Below are 21849 nucleotides of genomic sequence, written 5' to 3'. Positions count from 1 at the left end.
TCGTTCGCCCTACGTCTTCGCTTCTCAAATATTAGAAACACCCTGCCAACCAACGTTCGGAGTCATAGCGTGTCCCACCGTCCCTCCCCTGTCGTAACCCTGCAACACACCCCGCTGGCCCAGGCCATTCTGCTCGGGCTTGCCCTTGGCGCCTGCGCGCTGTCGTCTGCCAGGGTCCATGCCGAAGAAGAACAGCCCGCCCCGACGGATCTGCCCGCCACCCGCATCGATGCCGAGGCGATCACCAGTGAAACCCTGCCGGCACCCTATGCCGGCGGCCAGGTCGCCAGCGGTGGCCGCGTCGGGTTGCTGGGCAACAAGGACTTCATGGAAACCCCGTTCAGCACGGTCAGCTACACCGAAAGCTATGTGCGCGACCTGCAGGCCCGGGATATCACCGACGTGATCGCCGCCACCGACCCGTCGGTGTTCAGCAACGGGCTGACCGGCACCTTCAGCGAGAACTATTCGATCCGCGGCTTCCAGACCAGCGTCAGCGACATGACCGTCGACGGCCTGTTCGGCATGGCCCCGTACTACCGCGCCTCGCCGGAGATGTACGAGCGCATCGAAGTGCTCAAGGGCCCGTCGGCGTTGCTCAACGGCATGCCCCCGGGTGGTTCGGTGGGCGGCTTCGTCAACCTGATCCCCAAGCGTGCCGGCGACACCCCGCTGACCCGCCTGACCGCCACCTGGGCCTCCGACAACCAGCTCGGCAGCCACCTCGACGTGGGCCGGCGCTTCGGCGAGGACAACCAGTTCGGCGTGCGCTTCAACGGCATGTACCGTGACGGCGACACCGCCATCGACGACCAGTCGCAGCGCAACGTGCTGTCGTCCCTGGCCCTGGACTGGCGCGGCGAACGCGGCAAGCTGTCCCTCGACCTGTTCGATACCGATGACAAGATCAACGGCCAGAACCGTGGTATGGGCCTCGCGGCCAACGTGCCGGTGCCGCGCCCGCCGAGCAACGACATCCTGCTCAACCCCGACTGGGCCTACGTGGAAACCAAGGACAAGGGCGTCATCCTGCGTGGCGAATACGAGCTGAACGACCAGTTGCTGGCCTACGGCGCCATCGGTACCAGCAAGACCCAGTACCAGTACAGCGGCGCGCTGACCGCCACGGTGATCAACACGGCGGGCGACTTCACCACCGCCATGGGCCAATTGCAGATGGAGATCTACAAGACCTCCGCCGAAGCCGGGCTGCGCGGGCACTTCGACACCTTCGGGATCAATCACCAGTGGTCGGTCAACGCCACCCAGTACAGCGACACGCAGAAGGACTTCGGTCGCCGTGCGGCGGGCTCGAACTGGACCACCAATATCTACAACCCGGTGTGGGGGCCGAAGGTCTCCGAGGCATGGCCGCAGATCGCCCACACCGAGAACGACCTGAAGAGCTATGGCGTCGCCGATACCCTCTCGGTCATGGACGAGCGTCTGCAACTGACTCTGGGTGTACGGCGCCAGGAGGTGGTCACCGATACCTGGAACGTCACCACCGGCGCGCGCAACAAGCCCGGCTACGACACCCACGCCACTACTCCGGCCGGGGCGATCCTGTTCAAGCTGACCGACGAGTTGTCGCTGTACGCCAACTACATCGAGGGCCTGAGCAAGGGCGCGGCGGCGCCGATCACTGCCGCCAACTACGGTGACGTGTTCGCGCCGTACAAGACCAAGCAGAAGGAAGTCGGCCTGAAGCTCGACCTGGGTACTTTCAGCCATACCCTGGCGCTGTACGAAATCACCCGGCCGAGCAGCTACACCGATCCGGCCACCAACCTCTTCTCGTTCGGTGGCGAGCAGCGTAACCGTGGTGTGGAATGGACCTTCTTCGGCGCGCCGCTGGAGGATGTACGGTTGATGGGTGGCGTGGCCTATGTCGACCCGGAGCTGACCAAGACCCAGGGCGGCATCAACGAAGGCAAGACGGCCACGGCCTATCCCAAGCTGCAGGGCAAGCTGGGGGCCGAGTGGGATATCCCGGGGCTCGAGGGGCTGACGCTGACGGGCAATGTCAGCTCGCAGTCGAAGCAGTACATCTCGGCGGACAACAGCCTGACGATTCCCGGCTTCACCGTGTTCGACGTAGGTGCGCGCTACGCCACGCAGGTGGCCAGCAAGCCGGTGACCCTGCGTGCGGCGATCACCAACCTGGCCGACAAGGACTACTGGGGTGTGCCGCTGACCCAGACCCTGGGCACGGGGGCGCCGCGGACCTATCAGTTGTCGGCGACGGTGGACTTCTGATCCGAACCTGAGGTCGACCCAACCGGCCTCATCGCTGGCAAGCCAGCTCCCACAGGGTCAGCACAGACCTTGAGACTTGTGCTGTACCTGTGGGAGCTGGCTTGTCGGATCGCCGCACCGCAGCGATAGCGGTAGCCCAGACAACACATGTCCGGCAGGAAAACCGCTAGAATCCAGCCACCTTCCCCCACCCTGCCCAGCCCCCATGACCAGCCTCCCCGAAGCCGCCCCCCTGGCCACCGACCTGCGGGTCTTCCTGACCGTCATCCGCATGGGCAGCTTCGCCGGTGCCGCCCTGGAACTCGACCAGTCGCCGGCCTACATCAGCAAGCGCATCAAGATCCTCGAAAGCACCCTCGGCACCCGCCTGCTGCACCGCTCGGCGCGGCATATCGCGCTGACCGACGCCGGCCTGCGCACGCAACACTGGGCCGAACGGATCCTCGAGCAGTTCGATGATTTCATGAGCGACCTGAGCCAGGTGCGCAAGGCACCCCGCGGCCTGTTGCACGTGTGCAGCAGCCTCGGCTTCGGGCGCAACCATGTGGCCCCGGCCATCGCCGAACTGGCCGCGACCTATCCCGACCTGGAAGTGCGCCTGGACGTGTTCGACCGGGTGGTGGATATCGTCGCCGAAGGCTTCGACCTGGAGATCCGCGTGGGCAACGACCTGCCCGGGCAGCATATGAGCCGGCGGCTGGCGAGTAACCGGCGGGTCGTGTGTGCCACGCCCGAGTACCTGGAGCGCTGCGGGACGCCGATGACCCTGGAGGACCTGGGGCAGCACGATTGCCTGGTGCTCAAGGAGCGCAACAGCCCGTTCGGTTTGTGGCGGCTGGAGTCTGCCGAGGGGGAACATACGGTGCCGGTGAATGGCACGCTGTCGTCCAACAGTGGCGAGATCGTGTTGCAGTGGGCGCTGGCCCATCGCGGGTTGTTGCTGCGTTCATGGTGGGATGTGCAGCCGCTGCTGGCCCAGGGGCGGCTGGTGCAGGTGTTGCACGGGTACAGCCAGGGCGCGGATATCTGGGCGGTGTATCCGACGCGGCTGGCTGATTCGGCGAAGTTGCGGGTGTGCGTGGAGTTTCTGGAAGCCAGGTTGAAGCATTTGGCGGTGTAGTGCTCTTCCGGGCCTCATCGCTGGCAAGCCAGCTCCCACAGGGTTGGCGGCGCATGCAATACCTGTGGGAGCTGGCTTGCCAGCGATAGGGCCCGAAAGCGCAGCACAGGGCTCAAGCCAGCCAGGGACTTCCGGCCAGATGCCGCGCCTCGAACGCCCGAATCTGCTCACTGCGCAGCAAGGTACTGCCAATCGCATCCAGCCCCGAGAGCAAGGCCTCCTTGCGCAGCGCCTCGATCTGGAAGGCAATGCTCTCCCCCTCCCCCAACACAATCCGCTGCCCCGGCAGGTCGATCTCGATGTCGGCGGTTTCAGGCTGGCTGACCCGCTCGCCCAAGCGCTTCAATTCGTCCGGCTTGAGCTGAATGGTCAGCACTCCGTTGCGCTGGCAGTTGTCATGGAAAATCCCGGCAAAGCTGGTCCCGATCAACGCCCGTATCCCCAGTTGCTTCAGCCCCCACACCGCATGCTCGCGGCTGGAACCACATCCAAAGTTCGGCCCGACCACCAGGAACGCCGCCTCCTGCCACGGCGCCTGGTTCAGCACGAACCCCGGATTGGGCGAGCCATCCTCCTGAAAGCGCAGATCGAAGAACACACCCCGGTCCAATCCGGCCCGGTCGATGCCCTTGAGAAACTGCTTGGGCATGATCACGTCGGTGTCGACGTTGGCCGCCAGCAACGGCGCTGCCACGCCCTGTACATGAATGAACGGTTGCATCTCAAACCTCCCCCTGCAGCGAGCGCACATCGACCAGATGGCCACTTACCGCCGCCGCGGCGACCATCGCCGGGCTCATCAGATGGGTACGCGCGCCAGCACCCTGGCGCCCTTCGAAGTTGCGGTTGGTACTGGACGCGCAGCGGTCACCTGGACTGAGCACGTCGTCGTTCATCGCCAGGCACATGGAGCACCCCGATTGCCGCCATTCGAAACCGGCCTCGCGGAAGATCTGCGCCAGCCCCTCGGCTTCGGCCTGGTCGCGGACCTGGGTGGAACCCGGGACGATCATCGCCCGCACGCCCTGCGCCACCTTGCGCCCTTTGGCGACCCGGGCCGCGTCACGCAGGTCTTCAATCCGTGCATTGGTGCAGGAGCCGATAAAGGCATGGCTGATGGGGATGCCGCTGAGCGCCGCACCCGGTTGCAGGCCCATGTAGCGCAGGGCGCGTTGCAGGTCCTGGCGCAGGATCAGGTCCGGTTCGGCCAGCGGGTCCGGCACGCAGGCGCCGATGGCGGCAGCCTGGTCGGGGCTGGTGCCCCAGGTGACCATGGGCTCGAGGTCGCCGACCTGCAGGGTCACCTCGCGGTCGAACGGCGCGCCCGGATCGCTGAACAGCTCGCGCCAGCGCGCCACGCCTTGTTCCCACAGAGCGCCACGGGGTGCCCGGGGCTTGTCCTTGAGGTAGTCGAAGACCTTGTCGTCCGGCGCCATGAAGGCGCCCCGGGCACCTGCCTCCACCGCCATGTTGCACAGGGTCATGCGCCCTTCGACGCTCAGGGCACTGATCGCCGGGCCGGCGAACTCGATGGCGTAGCCGGTGGCCCCGGAGGCACCGATGCGGCGGATCAGTTCCATGATGATGTCCTTGGCCACCAGCCCCGGGCCCGGTTCACCTTCGACGGTCACCCGCAGGGTTTTCAGGCGCTTGTAGACCAGGGTCTGGGTCGCCAGCAGGTGCTCGATCTCCGACGTGCCAATGCCGAAGCCGAAAGCCCCCAGGGCGCCATAGGTGGTGGTGTGGCTGTCGCCGGCCGCCACCACCATGCCCGGCAGGATGAAGCCCTGTTCCGGCGCCACCACGTGCTCGATGCCCTGGCGCTTGTCGAGCACGCCGAACAGCTCGATGCCGAAGTCGCGGCAGTTCTCCTCGAAGTAGCTGACCTGGCGCGCACCACCCGGGTCGGGCATATGGGCGTCACGCTCCGGCGCGGTGGGGTTGACGTGATCCACCACGCACAGGGTCGCCGCCGGCCGCCAGACCTGCCGCCCTGCCTCGCGCAGGCCGCTGAAGGCCTGGGGGCTGGTGTATTCGTTGGCGACCTGGCGGTCGATGTACAACAGCACGTGGCCCTGGTCGTCCAGTTCGCACACGGTATGGGCGTCGATGTGTTTCTGGTAGAGCGTTCTCGGGCCAGTCATGGTCGTGCCCCCTCGAGGAGGAACGGCAGCGCCTGTTCCAGCAGGGCTTGCGGGGTTTCTTCGGCGATGTAGTGCCCGCATGGCAGCTCGCCGCCGCGCACGTCCGTGGCGATGGCGCGCCACTCTTCCAGCGGCGAGAAGCACTTGCCGATCACACCGTCGCGGCCCCACATCACCAGCAGCGGGAGCTGGAGCTTGTTGCCGGCATCGATATCGGCCTGGTCATGTTCCAGGTCGATGCCGGCGGCGGCGCGATAGTCCTCGCAGACGCCTCGGGCGGCACCGGGCAGGGACAGGCAGCGGCGGTACTCGGCGAAGGCTTCGTCGGTGAACGGCGCGAGGCCGGCGCTGCGCCCGCCCATGACGCTGCGCAGGTAGCCCTCGGGGTCAGCCTCGATCAGGGTTTCCGGCAGCGGCGCCGGGCGGATCAGGAAGAACCAGTGCCAGTAGGCGCGGGCGAAGGCCTCGTTGGTCTGGCGGTACATGGCCAGGGTCGGGGCGATATCCAGGAGGACCAGGCGGGTCAGGCGCTGCGAATGGTCCAGGGCCAGGCGGTGGGCAACCCGGGCGCCGCGGTCGTGGGCCATCAGGGCGAAGGTGTCGAAGCCCAGTGCGCGCATCAGGCCGACCATGTCGTTGGCCATGGTGCGCTTGGAATAGCGCTCATGGGCGGGGTCGGCCTCGGGCTTGGCGGAGTCGCCGTAGCCGCGCAGGTCGGCGGCGATCACGGTGAAGTGTTTGGCAAGGGTGGCGGCGACCTTGTGCCAGATCACATGGGTCTGGGGGTGGCCGTGCAGCAGAAGCAGCGCCGGGCCCTGGCCGCCCTGGCGGTAGGCGATCTCGACACCCTCGACGGTGCAGGTGGATTTATGGAAGTCACGGAACATCGGAGGTACTCCATTTCTTGTTCTTTCAGGCTGGTGTCGAGGATAGCTCCCGGGGGGATGGGTTCAACGGGTGAAATGGAGAGGGATGGAACACGGATCGTGAATTTGAAGCTGAGGGATTACCGATATGGAAAACGCCTCGGACCCTGTGGGAGCGGGTTCACCCGCGATTCGATGGTGGACCCACCGCCGCAATCGCGGGCAGTGGTGGCTGCGATGTGTCTGTCAGAGGACCGCGTTATGGCCACCAGGCGCATGCCGGTAGATCTTCAGCGCACTCAAGATCGAGCGCCGCCCGCGCGGCGCATCGCTGGCAAGCCAGCTCCCACATTTGTTGCAACGTACCTATGTCTGCAAGGCCATAGTTGATCGCTTTGTTTGTCCGACTCGATATTCTGCCGAGCCCAAAAGCCTCCCCGCGATATATCGCCGAACATCCAAAGGCTGGCAACTGAGATCCCACAGGCCATGGTACGTTGCAACAAATGTGGGAGCTGGCTTGCCAGCGATGCGCCGCGCGGGCGGCGCTCGATCTCAAGGGCGCTAGAAAAGCCATGACAAGCACCTCTCAGCCCTGATGCCCCTGCGCGCATATCGCACAACAGTTCGATAATCGCACCACTTCCGCTTTACCCCCTCTACTTGTCGCCCGCTCTGCGGCACGCTATGGACAAGTCAGCCAACGACTCCAGGCGCTGACTGGCCCAGGCCTTATGACGCGTCGGCCAGTCCGGCAATCAATACTCCAGGAATGACCAGGAGCCCGCTTTGATCAATAAAACGTTTGAGTCCATCGCCAGCGCGGTGGAGGGGATCACCGACGGTTCGACCATCATGGTCGGCGGCTTCGGCACCGCCGGCATGCCGTCCGAGCTTATCGACGGACTCATCGCCACCGGTGCCCGCGACCTGACCATCATCAGCAACAACGCCGGCAACGGCGAAATCGGCCTGGCCGCCCTGCTCATGGCCGGCAGCGTGCGCAAGGTGATCTGCTCCTTCCCGCGCCAGTCCGACTCCTACGTGTTCGACGAACTGTACCGCGCCGGCAAGATCGAGCTGGAAGTGGTGCCACAAGGCAACCTGGCCGAGCGTATCCGCGCCGCAGGCTCCGGCATCGGTGCGTTCTTCTCGCCGACCGGCTACGGCACCCTGCTCGCCGAAGGCAAGGAAACCCGCGAGATCGACGGCCGCCAGTACGTGCTGGAAATGCCGCTGCATGCCGACTTCGCCCTGATCAAGGCGCACAAGGGTGACCGCTGGGGCAACCTGACCTACCGCAAGGCCGCGCGCAACTTCGGCCCGATCATGGCCATGGCCGCCAAGACCGCCATTGCCCAGGTCGACCAGATCGTCGAGCTCGGCGAGCTGGATCCGGAGCACATCATCACCCCCGGTATTTTCGTCCAGCGCGTGGTCGCCGTTTCCGGCGCTACCGCTTCTTCGATCGCCAAAGCTGTCTGAGGCCTGCCATGACCATCACCAAGAAACTCTCCCGCACCGAGATGGCCCAGCGCGTCGCCGCCGACATCCAGGAAGGCGCCTACGTCAACCTCGGTATCGGCGCGCCGACCCTGGTGGCCAACTACCTGGGCGACAAGGAAGTCTTCCTGCACAGTGAAAACGGCCTGCTGGGCATGGGCCCGAGCCCGGCCCCGGGCGAGGAAGACGACGACCTGATCAACGCCGGCAAACAGCATGTGACCCTGCTCACCGGCGGTGCCTTCTTCCACCACGCCGACTCGTTCTCGATGATGCGCGGCGGCCACCTGGACATCGCCGTACTGGGCGCCTTCCAGGTCTCGGTCAAGGGCGACCTGGCCAACTGGCACACCGGCGCCGAAGGCTCGATCCCGGCCGTGGGCGGCGCGATGGACCTGGCCACCGGCGCGCGCCAGGTGTTCGTGATGATGGACCACCTGACCAAGTCCGGCGAAAGCAAGCTGGTGCCCGAGTGCACCTACCCGCTGACCGGGATCGCCTGCGTCAGCCGTATCTATACCGACCTGGCGGTGCTGGAAGTGACCGCTGAAGGCCTGAAGGTGGTAGAGATCTGCGCCGATATCGACTTCGATGAATTGCAGAAGCTCAGTGGTGTGCCGCTGATCAAGTAAACCTGTTTCGATGCGCGCCGCGAACCCTGTGGGAGCTGGCTTGCCAGCGATAGCAGTAGTGAATTCACCATAGCTATCGCTGGCAAGCCAGCTCCCACAGGGTTCGCGGCGCGCTTTGGATGCAGCGAAAATATCCAGGCCCTACTTTTTCTTTTTCGCGATACCTTTCATCCGCAACGCCGCCTTCTGCACCGCAGCCATCTTCTCCGGCCTCTTCATCCCGCGCCACTTACGGATTTCCTCCCGGGTCCGCCCGCAACTGACACACATTTCGCTGTTCAGCTGACAAAGCGAGACACAGGGGTTTTCAACATCTTTTGCCATTGTTCTGCCTGAGTGATCCATGAGCAAGGCCCTGATGGCCCCGAGCTTGCGCCAGCAGCAGGATACCGCCCAGCACCAGGGCTTGCCCGAATATCCTGCATCCGCACAAACCCCTTAGCGGATATAGCTGCCGCCGTTGACATCGAGCGTCGCGCCATTGAGCGACGCCTGGGACGGACGCAAGGCGAAGGCCACCAGCTCGGCGATTTCCGCCGGGGCCGCCATGCGCCCGACCGGGATATCCGACACTGCCGCCGCTTCACCATGCTGGGCGACGAACTGCTCGGCCATGTCTGTGCGCACCCAGCCCGGCGCGATGGCGACCGATACGATGCCCTCCCCGGCAACACTGCGTGCCAGGGACTTGCTCAGGTTGATCAGGGCCGCCTTGCTGGTGCCATAGGGCAAGGCGTCGGCGGCATAACCGCGCTGGGCCGCGCGACTGGCCATGGTGATGATGCGGCCACCACCCTGGCGGCGGAAATGCAGGACCGCCTCGCGACTGAGGTCGGCGGCAGCGAAGAAGTTGACCTGGAACTCGCGACGCCAGGCCGCACGCCATTCGGCGGCGGGTGCGTCGAGGGGAATCTCGGTACGGATACCGGCGTTGTTGACCAGGCCGTGGATACGTCCGCCGGCCAGTTCCAGCGCCGCTTGCCACAGGCGCTCGGGGCCGGCTTCGTCGCTCAGGTCACCCTGGACGATCCAGCCCTTGCCGCCAATGCGCTCGAGCAGCGCCCGGGCACCCTCGGCATCACGGCTGTAATGGATCAACGCCCGGGCACCTTCGGCCACCAGTTGCTCGACGATGGCCGCACCGATGCCACCCGAGGCGCCGGTTACCAGGACGGTCTGGCCATCGAGGGGCCGCTTGAAATCACTCATCTGTGCTCACCTTGCAGGTCTGGAGAAAAGAGAAATGCCGCGTGCCTCGACGAAGCACGCGGCGATGCGCGATGCAGGCGCTATTTGGCCAGGGCGTTGGCTTCGGTCGAGGCCTTGTCGACCAGCCTCTGGATGTCACCGGTTTCGCGACGCTGGGTCAGGTAGATGTTCAGTACCTGGAGGTCCACCGGCGAAATATCGCGGCGCACACCGAAGGATACGCCCTGCTTGGCCAATGCCGGCTTGGGCAGGATCTCACGGGTCCAATCGGGGTTGGCGAGGGCGAACAGGTGGTTGGTATCGCTGGCGTCGACCAGCACGTCGGCGCGCTTGGACATCACTGCCAGCCGCGCCTCATCCATGCCGGGCAGGCGCATGATCTTGCCCTTGCTGATCACCGACGAAATGGCCTTGTCCTGGGCAGTGCCGGACATCACGGCAAAGGTGACCTCGGGCTTGTCGAGGGCAGCGATATCGTCCTTGACCTCGGCCACCTTGGGGTTGTCCTTGTTCACCAGCAACGATACCTGGTAGTCGGTGGCCGGCACGGTGAAGGCCACCGCCAGGGCGCGTTCCGGGGTTTGGTTGAGGGCCATGGCCAGGTCCCATTTGCTGCTTTGCAGGCCGGCCACCAGGTTATCCCAGTTGGTGTCGACGAACTCGACTTTGACCTTCAGCACCTTCTCGCCGAAGTCCCGGCACAGGTCGACGAAATAGCCGCTGTAGGCGCTGGTCGCGGCATCGCGCATCACATAGGGCGCAGCCACGGCGGCGCCGCAACGCAGCACTCCGGCTTTCTGCACATCCTTCCACACCGAGGTTTCCGCAGCCTGGGCAAGCATGCCCGCGGACAATCCGGCGCAGACGGCCAGGGCTTTGAGGGAAGAGGAAATTGAACGAACCATTGTTGACCTCACTGATATTGATTGTTTTTGGCAGGAAGGTACGGCGCAGTGCTGCATGCGATTTTGTATGCATGACTGCATTCAAAATAAAAACTAAGATAGGCACTGTCAACACGCTTGTCATTGGTCAGCAACACTCAATTCAAACGACTGTTTTAGCTTTTGAAAAACCCGCATTTCACGAAAGAAAAATCAAATATTAGCGTGAGAAAAAATGGATTTAACTCACCCATTATTTCATCCCACACTGTGCGGATCAGTGATCCACGCCCTTCCCTGGCGCTGGATGGAGGCCCCCGATATGACCTTGAATGACGATCTGGCTTGCGTGATTCGCCAGGAAGAAACCCTTCGCTTTGCGCATTTCGATGAGGACACGGCCTGGCAACTGGGCACCCGCCTGCAGGACAAGGCCATCGCCAATGCCTGGCCATTGGTGATCGATATCCGCCGCTTCGACCGACCACTGTTCTTCGCCGCAAGGCCCGGAATCACCTCCGATAACCACGACTGGGTACGGCGCAAGAACAACACCGTGCAGCGGTTTCTGCGCAGCTCCTACCGGCTGCGCCATCAACTCGCGCTGGAGAACCTGGATATCAGCCAGCGTTATTTCCTCTCGCCGGCCGACTACGCCAGCGTCGGCGGCGGCTTCCCGATCAACGTGCAGGGCGCTGGTGTGATCGGCTCGGTCACGGTCTCCGGCCTGCCCGACCGCGAAGACCATCGGATCATCGTCGACACGCTGTGCGAACTGCTCGGCCAGGATCGCGATGACCTGGCGCTTGCCATCGAGTCCCCCTTCTAGCGCCTTCCTTGCACTGCCGCTTCCGCGTTTCGGATCAGAACGCTCCAATAACAATCAACGAGTCTATCCATGTCCAATTCCTCCCTTGCACCCGGGCTGAAACAGCGCCACGTCACCATGCTGTCGATTGCCGGGGTGATCGGCGCCGGCCTCTTCGTCTTCTCCGGCCATGCGATCGCCAAGGCCGGTCCCGCCGCCCTCCTTGCCTATATCTTTACCGGCGCCCTGGTGGTGCTGGTGATGCGCATGCTGGGGGAAATGGCGGTGGCCTCGCCGGATACCGGCTCGTTCTCCACCTACGCCGACCGGGCCATCGGCCCCTGGGCCGGGTTCAGCATCGGCTGGCTGTACTGGTGGTTCTGGGTCCTGGCGATTCCGCTGGAAGCGATCGCCGCGGCGAACATCATCAATGCCTGGGTACCGGCCGTGGACACCTGGGTGATCGCCTCGGCGCTGATCCTGGTGCTGACCTGCTCGAACTTCTTCAGCGTGGCCCGCTACGGCGAATTCGAGTTCTGGTTCGGGCTGCTGAAGATCATCGCCATCATTGCCTTCATCGCCCTGTGCGCCGCCGCCCTGATGGGCTGGCTACCCGAGCGCGAAGTCAGTGGCATGGGGCGCCTGATGGAGCTGCATGGCGGGTTCGCGCCCAACGGCCTGAGCGCCATCGTCGGCGCGATGCTGACCACCATGTTCAGTTTCATCGGTGCCGAGGTGGTGACCATTGCCGCTGCCGAATCGAAGAACCCGGCCCGACAGATCACCCGCGCGACCAACTCGGTGGTGTGGCGCATCTGCGTGTTCTACCTGCTGTCGATCCTGATGATCCTGTCCATCGTGCCGTGGAACGACCCGCGCCTGCCGCAGGTCGGCTCCTTCCAGCGAGCGCTGGAGATCATGAACATTCCCGATGCCAAGCTGATCATTGACGTCGTGGTGCTGCTGGCGGTCGCCAGTTGCATGAACTCCCAGGTCTACACGGGCTCGCGGATGCTTTACTCCCTGGCCCGGCGTGGCGACGCACCGACATTCCTCAAGCGCGTCAACCTGGCGAAAGTGCCGGTTGCCGCCGTGGCCTGCACCACGGTGCTGGGCGTGCTGGCGACCTTCATCAACTACTTCGCGCCGGAGAACGTCTTCAAATTCCTGCTCTCCACTTCGGGCGCCGTGGCATTGCTGGTGTACCTGGTGATCGCCGTCTCGCAACTGTGCCTGCGCCGCAAGATGCACGCCGCCGGCGAGGTACTGGAGTTCCGCATGTGGCTGTTCCCGTGGTTGACGTGGGCGGTGATCCTGTTCATCAGCGCGGCCCTGGTCAGCATGTTCTTCATTCCGGCCTATCGCTCGGAAATCACCGCTACCGGGTTGCTGGCGATCGTGATTGTCTGCCTGGGGCTGATGAATGCGCGCAAGGCCTCGCACGCGCCGGCTCGCCGGGCCAGCCCGCTGGCGGAATGATCCAGACGCTGTACCTGTACCCGCAACATTTACCGGAGAGTCAAACGTGGTTGAGTATGTAGTGTCCCTGGATAAGCTCGGCGTCCATGATGTAGAGCACGTAGGGGGCAAGAACGCATCCCTGGGCGAGATGATCAGTAACCTCGCCGGTGCCGGCGTTTCCGTACCAGGCGGCTTTGCCACTACGTCCCAGGCGTACCGCGACTTCCTCGAGCAGAGCGGCCTGAACGACAAGATCCACGCGGCCCTCGACGCCCTGGACGTAGACGATGTCAACGCCCTGGCCAAGACCGGCGCGCAGATCCGCCAGTGGGTGATGGAAGCCGAGTTCCCGGCCCGCCTGGACGCGGAAATCCGCACCGCCTTCGCTGAAATGGCCAACGGCAACGAGAACATGGCCGTGGCCGTGCGCTCCTCCGCCACCGCCGAAGACCTGCCCGACGCATCCTTCGCCGGCCAGCAGGAAACCTTCCTGAACATCCGCGGCGTGGACAACGTGATCCGCGCTGCCAAGGAAGTCTTCGCCTCGCTGTTCAACGACCGCGCCATTTCCTACCGCGTGCACCAGGGCTTCGACCATAAGCTGGTCGCCCTGTCTGCCGGCGTGCAGCGCATGGTCCGTTCGGAAACCGGAACGGCCGGCGTGATGTTCACCCTCGACACCGAATCGGGCTTCCGCGACGTGGTCTTCATTACCGGTGCCTACGGCCTGGGTGAAACCGTCGTACAAGGCGCGGTCAACCCGGACGAGTTCTACGTCCACAAGAACACCCTCGAAGCCGGCCGCCCGGCCATCCTGCGCCGCAACCTGGGCAGCAAGGCAATCAAGATGATCTACGGCGACGAAGCCAAGGCCGGTCGTTCGGTCAAGGTGGTCGATGTGGATCGCGCCGACCGCGCACGCTTCTGCCTGACCGACGCCGAAGTGGCCGAACTGGCCAAGCAGGCGATGATCATCGAGAAGCACTACCAGCGTCCGATGGACATCGAGTGGGCGAAAGACGGCGACGACGGCAAGCTGTACATCGTTCAGGCCCGTCCTGAAACCGTGAAGAGCCGCGCCAGCGCCAACGTGATGGAGCGCTACCTGCTGAAAGAGAAGGGCACCGTGCTGGTCGAAGGCCGTGCCATCGGTCAGCGCATCGGCGCCGGTAAAGTCCGGGTGATCCACGACGTATCCGAGATGGACAAGGTCCAGCCGGGCGACGTGCTGGTCTCCGACATGACCGACCCGGACTGGGAACCGGTGATGAAGCGCGCCAGCGCCATCGTTACCAACCGCGGCGGCCGTACCTGCCACGCGGCGATCATCGCTCGTGAGCTGGGTATTCCGGCAGTGGTCGGTTGCGGCAACGCGACCCAGGTCCTGAAAGATGGCCAGGGCGTGACCGTTTCCTGCGCCGAAGGCGATACCGGTTTCATCTTCGAAGGCGAGTTGGGCTTCGATGTGCGTCAGAACTCCGTGGACGCCATGCCTGACCTGCCGTTCAAGATCATGATGAACGTCGGCAACCCGGACCGCGCCTTCGACTTCGCCCAGTTGCCGAACGCCGGTGTGGGCCTGGCCCGTCTGGAATTCATCATCAACCGCATGATCGGCGTGCACCCCAAGGCACTGCTGAACTACGCGGGCCTGCCGCAAGAGCTGAAAGAGAGCGTCGACAAGCGCATCGCCGGCTACAACGACCCGGTCGATTTCTACGTCGAGAAGCTGGTCGAGGGCATCAGCACCCTGGCTGCTGCGTTCTGGCCGAAGAAGGTCATCGTGCGTCTGTCGGACTTCAAGTCCAACGAATACGCCAACCTGATCGGCGGCAAGCTGTACGAGCCGGAAGAAGAGAACCCGATGCTGGGCTTCCGCGGTGCCTCGCGCTACATCAGCGAGTCGTTCCGTGACTGCTTCGAGCTGGAATGCCGTGCGCTGAAGCGTGTGCGCAACGAGATGGGCCTGACCAACGTCGAGATCATGGTGCCGTTCGTGCGTACCCTGGGCGAAGCCAGCCAGGTGGTCGACCTGCTCGCCGAGAACGGCCTGGGCCGCGGCGTCAACGGCCTGCGCGTGATCATGATGTGCGAACTGCCGTCCAACGCCATCCTGGCGGAAGAGTTCCTCGAGTACTTCGACGGCTTCTCCATCGGCTCCAACGACCTGACCCAGCTGACCCTGGGCCTGGACCGCGACTCCGGGATCATCGCGCACCTGTTCGATGAGCGGAATCCGGCGGTGAAGAAGCTGCTGGCCAACGCCATCCAGGCGTGCAACAAGGCGGGCAAGTACATCGGTATCTGCGGTCAGGGTCCTTCGGACCACCCGGATCTGGCCAAGTGGCTGATGGAGCAAGGGATCGACAGTGTCTCGCTGAATCCGGATTCGGTGATCGAGACCTGGTTGTTCCTGGCTGAGAACCGCTGACCCATCCCCTTGTAGGAGCGTGGCTTGCCCGCGAAGGACCGCGCAGCGGTCCCAAAATCTCTGTGTTTCCACTATTTTGGGACCGCTGCGCGGTCCTTCGCGGGCAAGCCACGCTCCTACAGGGTTGTGCGGTCCCGTCTTATGTGCGGAACCGCCGCACCAGTTGATCCAGCTCCCCAGACAACACCGCCAGACTCCGCGAATCCTCCCGCGCCGCCTGCGCCAGCCCGGCCACCTGCTGCGCATCCCCATGAATCTGCCCGATATGCCGCTGGATCTCCTCGGCCACCTGGTGCTGCTCCTCCGCCGCCGTGGCAATCTGGGTATTCATGTCGCGGATCACATCCACCGATTCGCGGATCTGCCCGAAGCTGTTCCGCGCCCTGCCGATGCTGTCGACCGACTGCGCCGACACCTCCAGGCTGGCATGCATCTGCCCCGCCACCTGGGCGGTACGACTGGCCAGGTTGCCCAGCAGACCATCGATTTCCGCCGTGGAGTCCGCCGTGCGCTTGGCCAGCGCCCGCACTTCATCGGCCACCACCGCGAACCCGCGCCCCTGCTCCCCCGCCCGCGCCGCCTCGATGGCCGCATTCAAGGCCAGCAGGTTGGTCTGCTCGGCGATCGAGCGGATGGTGCCGAGGATAGACTGAATGTCATTGCTGTCGCGCTCCAGTTGCTGGATCGACTGCGCCGACTGCTCGATCTCCTCGCTCAGGCGATGAACACTCTGCACCGCCGCATCGATCTCCTGCTGGCCATCCCGGGCCTGTTGCTGCCCGCTGTCCGCCGACTGCGCCGCCTGGCTGCAGGAGCGCGCCACCTCGTTGGCGGTGGCGACCATTTCATGGAACGCGGTGGAGACCATGTCCACGGCTTCGCGCTGGCGGTTGGCGGCGTCGGCCATGTCAGCGGAGACCCGAGTGGAGCTGGCAGAGCTGCTCAGGATCTGTGCCGCCGCCGCACCAATGCTCTGGATCAGGCTGCGGATGGCTTCGAGGAACTGGTTGAACCAACTGGCGAGCTGTGCGGTTTCATCCCGGCCGCGGACGCTCAGGCTGCGGGTCAGGTCGCCCTCGCCCTGGGCGATGTTCTCAAGGCCGCTGGAGACGCTGTTGATCGGCCGCACGATCAGCGAGGCGAAGGCCGCGCCCACCGCCGCAAAGATCGCCGCCAGCACCAAGGCAATCGCGGCGATCAGCCAGGTCAGGCGGGTCGTGGCCTGCATCACTTCCGCCGTGGGGATCAGCCCGATGAAGGTCCAGCCCAACCGGGCATCAGGATGGACGTTGGCCATATACGGCTTGCCGTCCAATACCACTTCCACCAACCCTTCCCCAGCACTCGCCAACTCGGCATAACCGGGACCGAAGCCCTGCAATTGCTTGAAGTTGTGCGCGGGCTCGCGGGGGTCGACCATCACGTTGCCGCTGTTCTCCACCAGCATCAGGTAGCCGCTCTCCCCCAGGGTGATCTGCTTGATGATCGCGGTCAGCCCCTTGAGCGAGACGTCGATATTGATCACCCCGCCCTGGCTGCCCAGGCGGTTGGCTACCGTGCGCACGGTACTGACCAGCACCGTATCGTCACCCGCCCAGTAGTAAGGCGCGGTGCGCAGCGTCCTACCGGGATTGGCCATCGCCAGTTGGTACCACGGCCGCTGCCGTGGGTCGTAGCTGGACAGCACCTGCCCCGGCGGCCAGGTCACATGCCCGCCGTCGGCGACGCCATAGGAAATGTAGGCGTAGTCCGGATGGGACTTGCCCAGGCGGTCAGCCATGTCCATCAGGCGCTGGTCCTGCTCGCCCAGGGGCAACGGCTGGGTGTGGGCCTCCCGGTATTTGTTCAGGTTGTCGCCGGTACCGCTCACCTCGGGCTGGGTCGCCAGCATCTCGACGTTCTGGCTGATGCCCTGGAAGAACAGGTGCATGGCATTGCCCACCTGCTGGATCTCCCGGCTGCTGCTGTCGAGGAAATGCCCACGGGCCTCTTCCCGCAGGTTGAGGATGATCAGGACCGTGACCAAGGCGATGGGCAGCCCGGCGATCACGGCGAACGCGCAAGTCAGTTTGTGCTTGATATTCATCGATGCTCTCTGGATTTTTGTTGTCGGCAGAAATGAAAAAGGCCGCCAGTGTGGGAGCGGCCAGGTCTAGAGCCGGAGCTTTCGACAAAGAAAGGGTGCCCGCTGCCCAGGACAGGCAGCGGGTTGTGGTGGTCAGCCCAGCACGGCGCCGAGCACGTCATCGAGGATGGCGATGCCCTCCTCGACCTGCGCAGCCGAAATGACGCACGGCGGCACCACATGAATGCGGTTTTCGACGATGAAGGGCAGCAGGCCGCGCTCCATCAGTTGCGCCTTGATCTGCTGCATCTTGTCCGCCGCCAGCGGCGCACGGCTGTCCTTGCTGGCGACCAGTTCCAGCGCCCAGAACACCCCGGCACCGCGGACTTCACCGATCGCCGGATGACGCTGCTGCAGTTCGCGCAGGCGCGGACCGAGCTGGTCGTTGCCGATTGCCAAGGCGTTCTCGACCACGCCTTCCTTGCGCATCGCGTCGATGGCCGCGACGATCGAGGCCATCGCCAGCGGATGCCCGGAATAGGTCAAGCCGCCGGGGAAGTAGCGGGTGTCGAAGTACGCGCAGATCTGCTCGGAGATGATCACGCCACCGACCGGTACGTACCCTGAGTTGACGCCCTTGGCGAAGGTGATCAGGTCAGGCACCACGCCGTAGTGCTCCAGGGCGAACCACTTGCCGGTACGGCCGAAACCGGACATCACCTCGTCGAGGATCAACAGGATGCCGAACTCGGTGGCCAGTTCGCGTACACCCTGCATGTAGGCAGCGGAGGGCATCAGGATGCCGGCGGTACCGGACAGGCTCTCCAGGAGGATGGCCGCGATCGAACCGGCGCCTTCGCTCTCGATGACCCGACGCAGATGGCGCAGGGCACGTTCGGTTTCCTCGGTCTCGGTCTGCGCGTTGAACTCGCTGCGGTACAGGTACGGGGTGAAGAAGTGAACGTGGCCGCGGGCGTATTCGTTGGGTACACGGCGCGGGTCACCGGTGGCGACGATCGCCGAGCCGGTATTGCCGTGATAGGAGCGGTACGACGACAGGACCTTGTCACGACCGGTGAACAGCCGGGCCATGCGGATGGCGTTCTCGTTGGCGTCGGCGCCGCCGTTGGTGAAGAAGACCTTTTTGAAACCCGCCGGGGCCTGCTCGATGATGCGCTTGGCCGCTTCGCCACGCATCAGGTTGGCGGTGGCCGGGGCAATGGTGGTCAGGGTCGCGGCCTGTTCCTGGATCGCCGCGATCACTGCCGGATGCTGGTGTCCCAGGTTGGTGTTGACCAGCTGGCTGGAGAAGTCCAGGTAGCGCTTGCCTGCGTAGTCCCAGACCGTGCAGCCCTCCCCGCCGGCAATGACCAGGGGGTTGAGTGCGCCTTGCACCGACCACGAGTGGAACACGTAGTCGCGATCAAGGCCTTTAACGTAATCGTTGCTGATTGCCATGCTGTATCGATCTCTTCGACTGGATCGGATGAAAGTGCGGGCACCAGCGCCAGCGGCGTTTCTCCGTCAGAACAGACGCCGACGCTGTTGCCCGAACAACGGGTACTCCTTAGCTGTTGCTAGGGAATGCGAACTGCGCCGCCTCGTGGCTGGTACGTTTCGGCCAGCGCTGGGTGATGGCTTTCTTGCGGGTGTAGAAGCGCACGCCATCCGGGCCGTAGGCGTGCAGGTCGCCAAACAGCGAACGTTTCCAGCCGCCGAAGCTGTGGTAGCTCACCGGTACCGGCAGCGGTACGTTGACGCCGACCATGCCGACTTCGATCTCGTCGCAGAACAGACGGGCCGACTCGCCGTCACGGGTGAAGATGCAGGTGCCGTTGCCGTACTCGTGGTCGTTGATCAGCTGGATCGCCGCTTCGAGGCTGTCGACACGGACGATGCACAGCACCGGACCGAAGATCTCTTCCTTGTAGATGCGCATTTCCGGGGAGACGCGATCGAACAGGGTACCGCCGACGAAGTAGCCGTTCTCGTTGCCGGCGACCTTGAAGCCACGGCCGTCCACGACCACTTCGGCGCCAGCGGCGACGCCGTCGTCGATATAGCCCAGCACCTTGTCACGGGCAGCGGCAGTGACCAGCGGGCCCATGTCCAGGCCACAGTTGGTACCGGCACCGATCTTCAGGGCCTTGATCTGCGGGACCAGCTTGGCCACCAGCGCATCGGCAACCTGGTCACCGACGCACACTGCGACCGAGATCGCCATGCAGCGCTCGCCGCAGGAACCGTAGGCCGCACCCATCAGGGCGCTGACGGCGTTGTCCAGGTCCGCATCAGGCATCAGCACGGCGTGGTTCTTGGCGCCGCCCAGTGCTTGCACGCGCTTGCCGCGCTTGGTGCCTTCGGCATAGATGTACTCGGCGATCGGGGTCGAACCGACGAAGCTCAGGGCCTTCACTTCCGGTGCTTCGATCAGCGCGTCCACTGCTTCCTTGTCACCGTGCACCACGTTCAGAACGCCTTTCGGCAGGCCGGCTTCGTGCAGCAGTTCGGCGATCAGCAGGGTCGAGCTCGGGTCACGCTCGGAGGGCTTGAGGATGAAGCAGTTGCCGCAGGCGATGGCCAGCGGGTACATCCACAGCGGAACCATGGCCGGGAAGTTGAACGGGGTGATGCCGGCGACCACGCCGATTGGCTGCAGGTCGCTCCAGGCGTCGATGTTCGGGCCGACGTTGCGGCTGTATTCACCCTTGAGGATTTCCGGGGCGGCCGAGGCGAACTCGACGTTCTCGATGCCGCGCTTGAGTTCGCCCACGGCGTCCTCGAGGGTCTTGCCGTGCTCTTCGCTGATCAGCTGGGCGATGCGCTGCTCGTTGGCTTCCAGCAGTTGCTTGAAGCGGAACATCACCTGGGCACGCTTGGCCGGCGGGGTGTTGCGCCAGGCCGGGAAGGCGGCCTGGGCCGAGTCGATGGCCTTCTGCACGGTGGCACGGCTGGCCAGGCCCAGGGTGTGGATGGCCTGGCCGGTGGACGGATTGAACACGTCGGTGGTGCGGGCGGCGTCGGCGACGTACTCGCCATGGATCAGGTGCTTGATGGTGCTCATCGTGGTTCCTCGAGGCTTGCTGGCAAGCGGTTTATATAAGGAAGGGTCACTCAGTTGATGCCGTGCAGGGCTTCGCCCACGGCATCGAACAGGCGATCCAGTTCCTGGGGTTGGGTGTTGAAGGTTGGGCCGAACTGCAAGGTGTCGCCGCCGAAGCGGACGTAGAAGCCGGCCTTCCACAGGGCCATGCCAGCCTCGAACGGACGGATGATCGCGTCGCCGTCGCGCGGGGCGATCTGCAGGGCGCCGGCCAGGCCGCAGTTGCGGATATCGACCACGTGTTTCGCGCCCTTCAGGCCATGAAGGGCTTTCTCGAAATACGGTGCCAGTTCGGCGGACTGCCGGACCAGGTTGTCCCTCTCCAGCAGTTCGAAGGTGGCGAGCGCGGCGGCGCAGGCCACCGGATGGGCGGAATAGGTGTAGCCGTGGGCGAACTCGACGGCGTATTCGGGCGCCGCCTGGTACATGAAGGTGTCGTAGATCTCACGGCTGGCGATCACCGCGCCCATGGGGATGGCGCCGTTGGTGATCTGCTTGGCCACGTTCATCAGGTCCGGGGTCACGCCGAAGTACTCGGCGCCGGTCATGCAGCCCAGGCGGCCGAAGGCGGTGATCACTTCGTCGAAGATCAGCAGGATGTCGTGCTGGTCGCAGATCTCCCGCAGCCGTTGCAGGTAGCCCTGAGGGGGCACCAGTACGCCTGCCGAGCCGGACATGGGTTCGACGATGACCGCAGCGATGGTCGAGGCGTCGTGCAGTTCGATCAGTTTCAGCAGTTCGTCGGCCAGGGCCACGCCGCCGGTTTCAGCGGCGCCCTTGGTGAAGGCCAGCCCGGGTTGCAGGGTGTGCGGCAGGTGATCGACATCCATCAGTTGCCCGAACATCTTGCGGTTGCCACCGATACCGCCGAGGGACGTGCCGGCCACGTTCACCCCGTGGTAGCCACGGGCCCGGCCGATCAGCCGGGTCTTCTGCGGCTGGCCTTTCAGGCGCCAGTAGGCGCGGGCCATCTTGATCGAGGTGTCGGCGCATTCCGAGCCGGAACCGGTGAAGAACACATGATTGAGATCGCCCGGGGTCAGACTGGCGATCTTCTCCGACAGCTTGAACGACAGTGGATGGCCATACTGGAAGGCTGGGGAGTAATCCAGGGTGGTGAGCTGGCGGGCCACGGCGTCGGCGATTTCCGGGCGCGAATGGCCGGCACCGCAGGTCCACAGGCCGGACAGGCTGTCGAAGACCTTGCGGCCCTGCTCGTCGAACAGCCAGTTGCCCTGGGCGCCGACGATGAAGCGCGGGTCCTTGTGGAAATTGCGGTTCGACGAAAACGGCATCCAGTGGGAGTCCAGCTGGAGTCCGCTGGCCAGGGAAATTGTTGTGTTCAAGGCCTGGTTCATGACGGT

17 protein-coding genes are annotated in these 21849 nt (G+C 64.4%); 7 read left to right on the top strand and 10 right to left on the bottom strand.

Annotated elements, in window-relative coordinates:
• The first annotated feature begins 69 nt into the window (after positions 1 to 69).
• Positions 70 to 2259: a TonB-dependent receptor gene (locus AC2CQI_RS01560; RefSeq protein WP_484578908.1), complete on the top strand. Its 2190-nt coding sequence runs from the start codon at positions 70 to 72 to the stop codon at positions 2257 to 2259.
• A gap of 205 nt (positions 2260 to 2464) precedes the next feature.
• Positions 2465 to 3379 (top strand): LysR substrate-binding domain-containing protein, encoded by a 915-nt coding sequence (locus AC2CQI_RS01555; protein WP_484578907.1) that lies wholly within the window; start codon positions 2465 to 2467, stop codon positions 3377 to 3379.
• A gap of 112 nt (positions 3380 to 3491) precedes the next feature.
• Here AC2CQI_RS01555 and leuD read toward each other — a convergent pair whose 3' ends face one another.
• Genes leuD through AC2CQI_RS01540 form a run of 3 tightly spaced genes read right to left on the bottom strand, consistent with a single transcriptional unit; the run spans position 3492 to position 6410 of the window.
• Positions 3492 to 4100 carry a 3-isopropylmalate dehydratase small subunit gene (gene leuD / locus AC2CQI_RS01550; protein WP_484578906.1) on the bottom strand — a complete coding sequence of 203 codons (609 nt, stop codon included), beginning with the start codon at positions 4098 to 4100 and terminating at the stop codon, positions 3492 to 3494.
• A gap of 1 nt (position 4101) precedes the next feature.
• Positions 4102 to 5523, bottom strand: coding sequence for a 3-isopropylmalate dehydratase large subunit (gene leuC, locus AC2CQI_RS01545; RefSeq protein ID WP_484578905.1), 1422 nt, complete (start codon positions 5521 to 5523; stop codon positions 4102 to 4104).
• Positions 5520 to 6410: an alpha/beta fold hydrolase gene (locus AC2CQI_RS01540; protein WP_484578904.1), complete on the bottom strand. Its 891-nt coding sequence runs from the start codon at positions 6408 to 6410 to the stop codon at positions 5520 to 5522. The genes leuC and AC2CQI_RS01540 overlap by 4 nt, the downstream gene beginning before the upstream one ends.
• A gap of 768 nt (positions 6411 to 7178) precedes the next feature.
• Between AC2CQI_RS01540 and AC2CQI_RS01535 the strand changes: the two genes are divergently transcribed.
• Together AC2CQI_RS01535 and AC2CQI_RS01530 are read left to right on the top strand one after the other, a co-directional pair.
• The gene (locus AC2CQI_RS01535; RefSeq protein WP_484578903.1) at positions 7179 to 7874 is read left to right on the top strand and encodes a 3-oxoacid CoA-transferase subunit A; all 696 of its coding nucleotides are present in this window, start codon (positions 7179 to 7181) and stop codon (positions 7872 to 7874) included.
• Positions 7875 to 7882: 8 nt separating this feature from the next.
• Positions 7883 to 8524, top strand: a complete 642-nt coding sequence (locus AC2CQI_RS01530; protein ID WP_427637879.1) for a 3-oxoacid CoA-transferase subunit B — start codon at positions 7883 to 7885, stop codon at positions 8522 to 8524.
• Between the two features lie 141 nt (positions 8525 to 8665).
• Here the strand turns inward: AC2CQI_RS01530 and AC2CQI_RS01525 are convergent, their stop codons facing one another.
• The 3 genes from AC2CQI_RS01525 to AC2CQI_RS01515 form a co-directional block, all read right to left on the bottom strand.
• Positions 8666 to 8848, bottom strand: a complete 183-nt coding sequence (locus tag AC2CQI_RS01525) for a DUF1289 domain-containing protein (protein ID WP_075805737.1) — start codon at positions 8846 to 8848, stop codon at positions 8666 to 8668.
• Between the two features lie 114 nt (positions 8849 to 8962).
• Entirely contained in the window at positions 8963 to 9733 is a 771-nt protein-coding gene (locus AC2CQI_RS01520; RefSeq protein WP_484578902.1) for an SDR family NAD(P)-dependent oxidoreductase, read from the bottom strand.
• Positions 9734 to 9813: 80 nt separating this feature from the next.
• Complete coding sequence (locus tag AC2CQI_RS01515) at positions 9814 to 10638, bottom strand: transporter substrate-binding domain-containing protein (protein WP_484578901.1); 825 nt, start codon at positions 10636 to 10638, stop codon at positions 9814 to 9816.
• Positions 10639 to 10939: 301 nt separating this feature from the next.
• Here AC2CQI_RS01515 and AC2CQI_RS01510 point away from each other — a divergent pair, with 301 nt between their 5' ends.
• The 3 genes from AC2CQI_RS01510 (at position 10940) to ppsA (ending at position 15317) form a co-directional block, all read left to right on the top strand.
• Positions 10940 to 11446, top strand: a complete 507-nt coding sequence (locus tag AC2CQI_RS01510) for a heme-degrading domain-containing protein (protein ID WP_484578900.1) — start codon at positions 10940 to 10942, stop codon at positions 11444 to 11446.
• Positions 11447 to 11515: 69 nt separating this feature from the next.
• Positions 11516 to 12904: a GABA permease gene (gene gabP, locus AC2CQI_RS01505; RefSeq protein WP_484578899.1), complete on the top strand. Its 1389-nt coding sequence runs from the start codon at positions 11516 to 11518 to the stop codon at positions 12902 to 12904.
• A 46-nt stretch (positions 12905 to 12950) separates the two neighbouring features.
• Positions 12951 to 15317, top strand: a complete 2367-nt coding sequence (ppsA, locus tag AC2CQI_RS01500) for a phosphoenolpyruvate synthase (protein WP_484578898.1) — start codon at positions 12951 to 12953, stop codon at positions 15315 to 15317.
• A 139-nt stretch (positions 15318 to 15456) separates the two neighbouring features.
• On the opposite strand, the gene AC2CQI_RS01495 is transcribed toward ppsA, so the two are convergent.
• The 4 genes from AC2CQI_RS01495 to aptA all read right to left on the bottom strand — a co-directional run bounded on the left by AC2CQI_RS01495 (position 15457) and on the right by aptA (position 21843).
• Positions 15457 to 17403, bottom strand: coding sequence for a methyl-accepting chemotaxis protein (locus AC2CQI_RS01495; protein WP_484578897.1), 1947 nt, complete (start codon positions 17401 to 17403; stop codon positions 15457 to 15459).
• Between the two features lie 132 nt (positions 17404 to 17535).
• Positions 17536 to 18840, bottom strand: coding sequence for an aminotransferase class III-fold pyridoxal phosphate-dependent enzyme (locus tag AC2CQI_RS01490; RefSeq protein WP_484578896.1), 1305 nt, complete (start codon positions 18838 to 18840; stop codon positions 17536 to 17538).
• 109 nt (positions 18841 to 18949) lie between these two features.
• A complete protein-coding gene (locus AC2CQI_RS01485; RefSeq protein WP_075805748.1) occupies positions 18950 to 20446 on the bottom strand; it encodes a CoA-acylating methylmalonate-semialdehyde dehydrogenase in 1497 nt (498 codons plus the stop codon).
• A 50-nt stretch (positions 20447 to 20496) separates the two neighbouring features.
• Positions 20497 to 21843, bottom strand: a complete 1347-nt coding sequence (aptA, locus tag AC2CQI_RS01480; RefSeq protein ID WP_484578895.1) for an omega-aminotransferase AptA — start codon at positions 21841 to 21843, stop codon at positions 20497 to 20499.
• Between the last annotated feature and the right edge of the window lie 6 nt (positions 21844 to 21849).

This window comes from Pseudomonas sp. P2S-1 (genome assembly GCF_057197725.1).
Note: the sequence above shows the minus strand (reverse complement) of the source record. Positions and strands in the feature narration are given on the sequence as shown.

Coding starts and splice junctions, on each gene's coding strand:
- AC2CQI_RS01540 (WP_484578904.1), bottom strand. CDS start 6,410: ATGTTCCGTGACTTCCATAAATCCACCTGCACCGTCGAGGGTGTCGAG.
- AC2CQI_RS01555 (WP_484578907.1), top strand. CDS start 2,465: ATGACCAGCCTCCCCGAAGCCGCCCCCCTGGCCACCGACCTGCGGGTC.
- leuD (WP_484578906.1), bottom strand. CDS start 4,100: ATGCAACCGTTCATTCATGTACAGGGCGTGGCAGCGCCGTTGCTGGCG.
- AC2CQI_RS01485 (WP_075805748.1), bottom strand. CDS start 20,446: ATGAGCACCATCAAGCACCTGATCCATGGCGAGTACGTCGCCGACGCC.
- AC2CQI_RS01490 (WP_484578896.1), bottom strand. CDS start 18,840: ATGGCAATCAGCAACGATTACGTTAAAGGCCTTGATCGCGACTACGTG.
- AC2CQI_RS01510 (WP_484578900.1), top strand. CDS start 10,940: ATGACCTTGAATGACGATCTGGCTTGCGTGATTCGCCAGGAAGAAACC.
- AC2CQI_RS01525 (WP_075805737.1), bottom strand. CDS start 8,848: ATGGCAAAAGATGTTGAAAACCCCTGTGTCTCGCTTTGTCAGCTGAAC.
- AC2CQI_RS01520 (WP_484578902.1), bottom strand. CDS start 9,733: ATGAGTGATTTCAAGCGGCCCCTCGATGGCCAGACCGTCCTGGTAACC.
- AC2CQI_RS01530 (WP_427637879.1), top strand. CDS start 7,883: ATGACCATCACCAAGAAACTCTCCCGCACCGAGATGGCCCAGCGCGTC.
- AC2CQI_RS01495 (WP_484578897.1), bottom strand. CDS start 17,403: ATGAATATCAAGCACAAACTGACTTGCGCGTTCGCCGTGATCGCCGGG.
- leuC (WP_484578905.1), bottom strand. CDS start 5,523: ATGACTGGCCCGAGAACGCTCTACCAGAAACACATCGACGCCCATACC.
- AC2CQI_RS01515 (WP_484578901.1), bottom strand. CDS start 10,638: ATGGTTCGTTCAATTTCCTCTTCCCTCAAAGCCCTGGCCGTCTGCGCC.
- aptA (WP_484578895.1), bottom strand. CDS start 21,843: ATGAACCAGGCCTTGAACACAACAATTTCCCTGGCCAGCGGACTCCAG.
- gabP (WP_484578899.1), top strand. CDS start 11,516: ATGTCCAATTCCTCCCTTGCACCCGGGCTGAAACAGCGCCACGTCACC.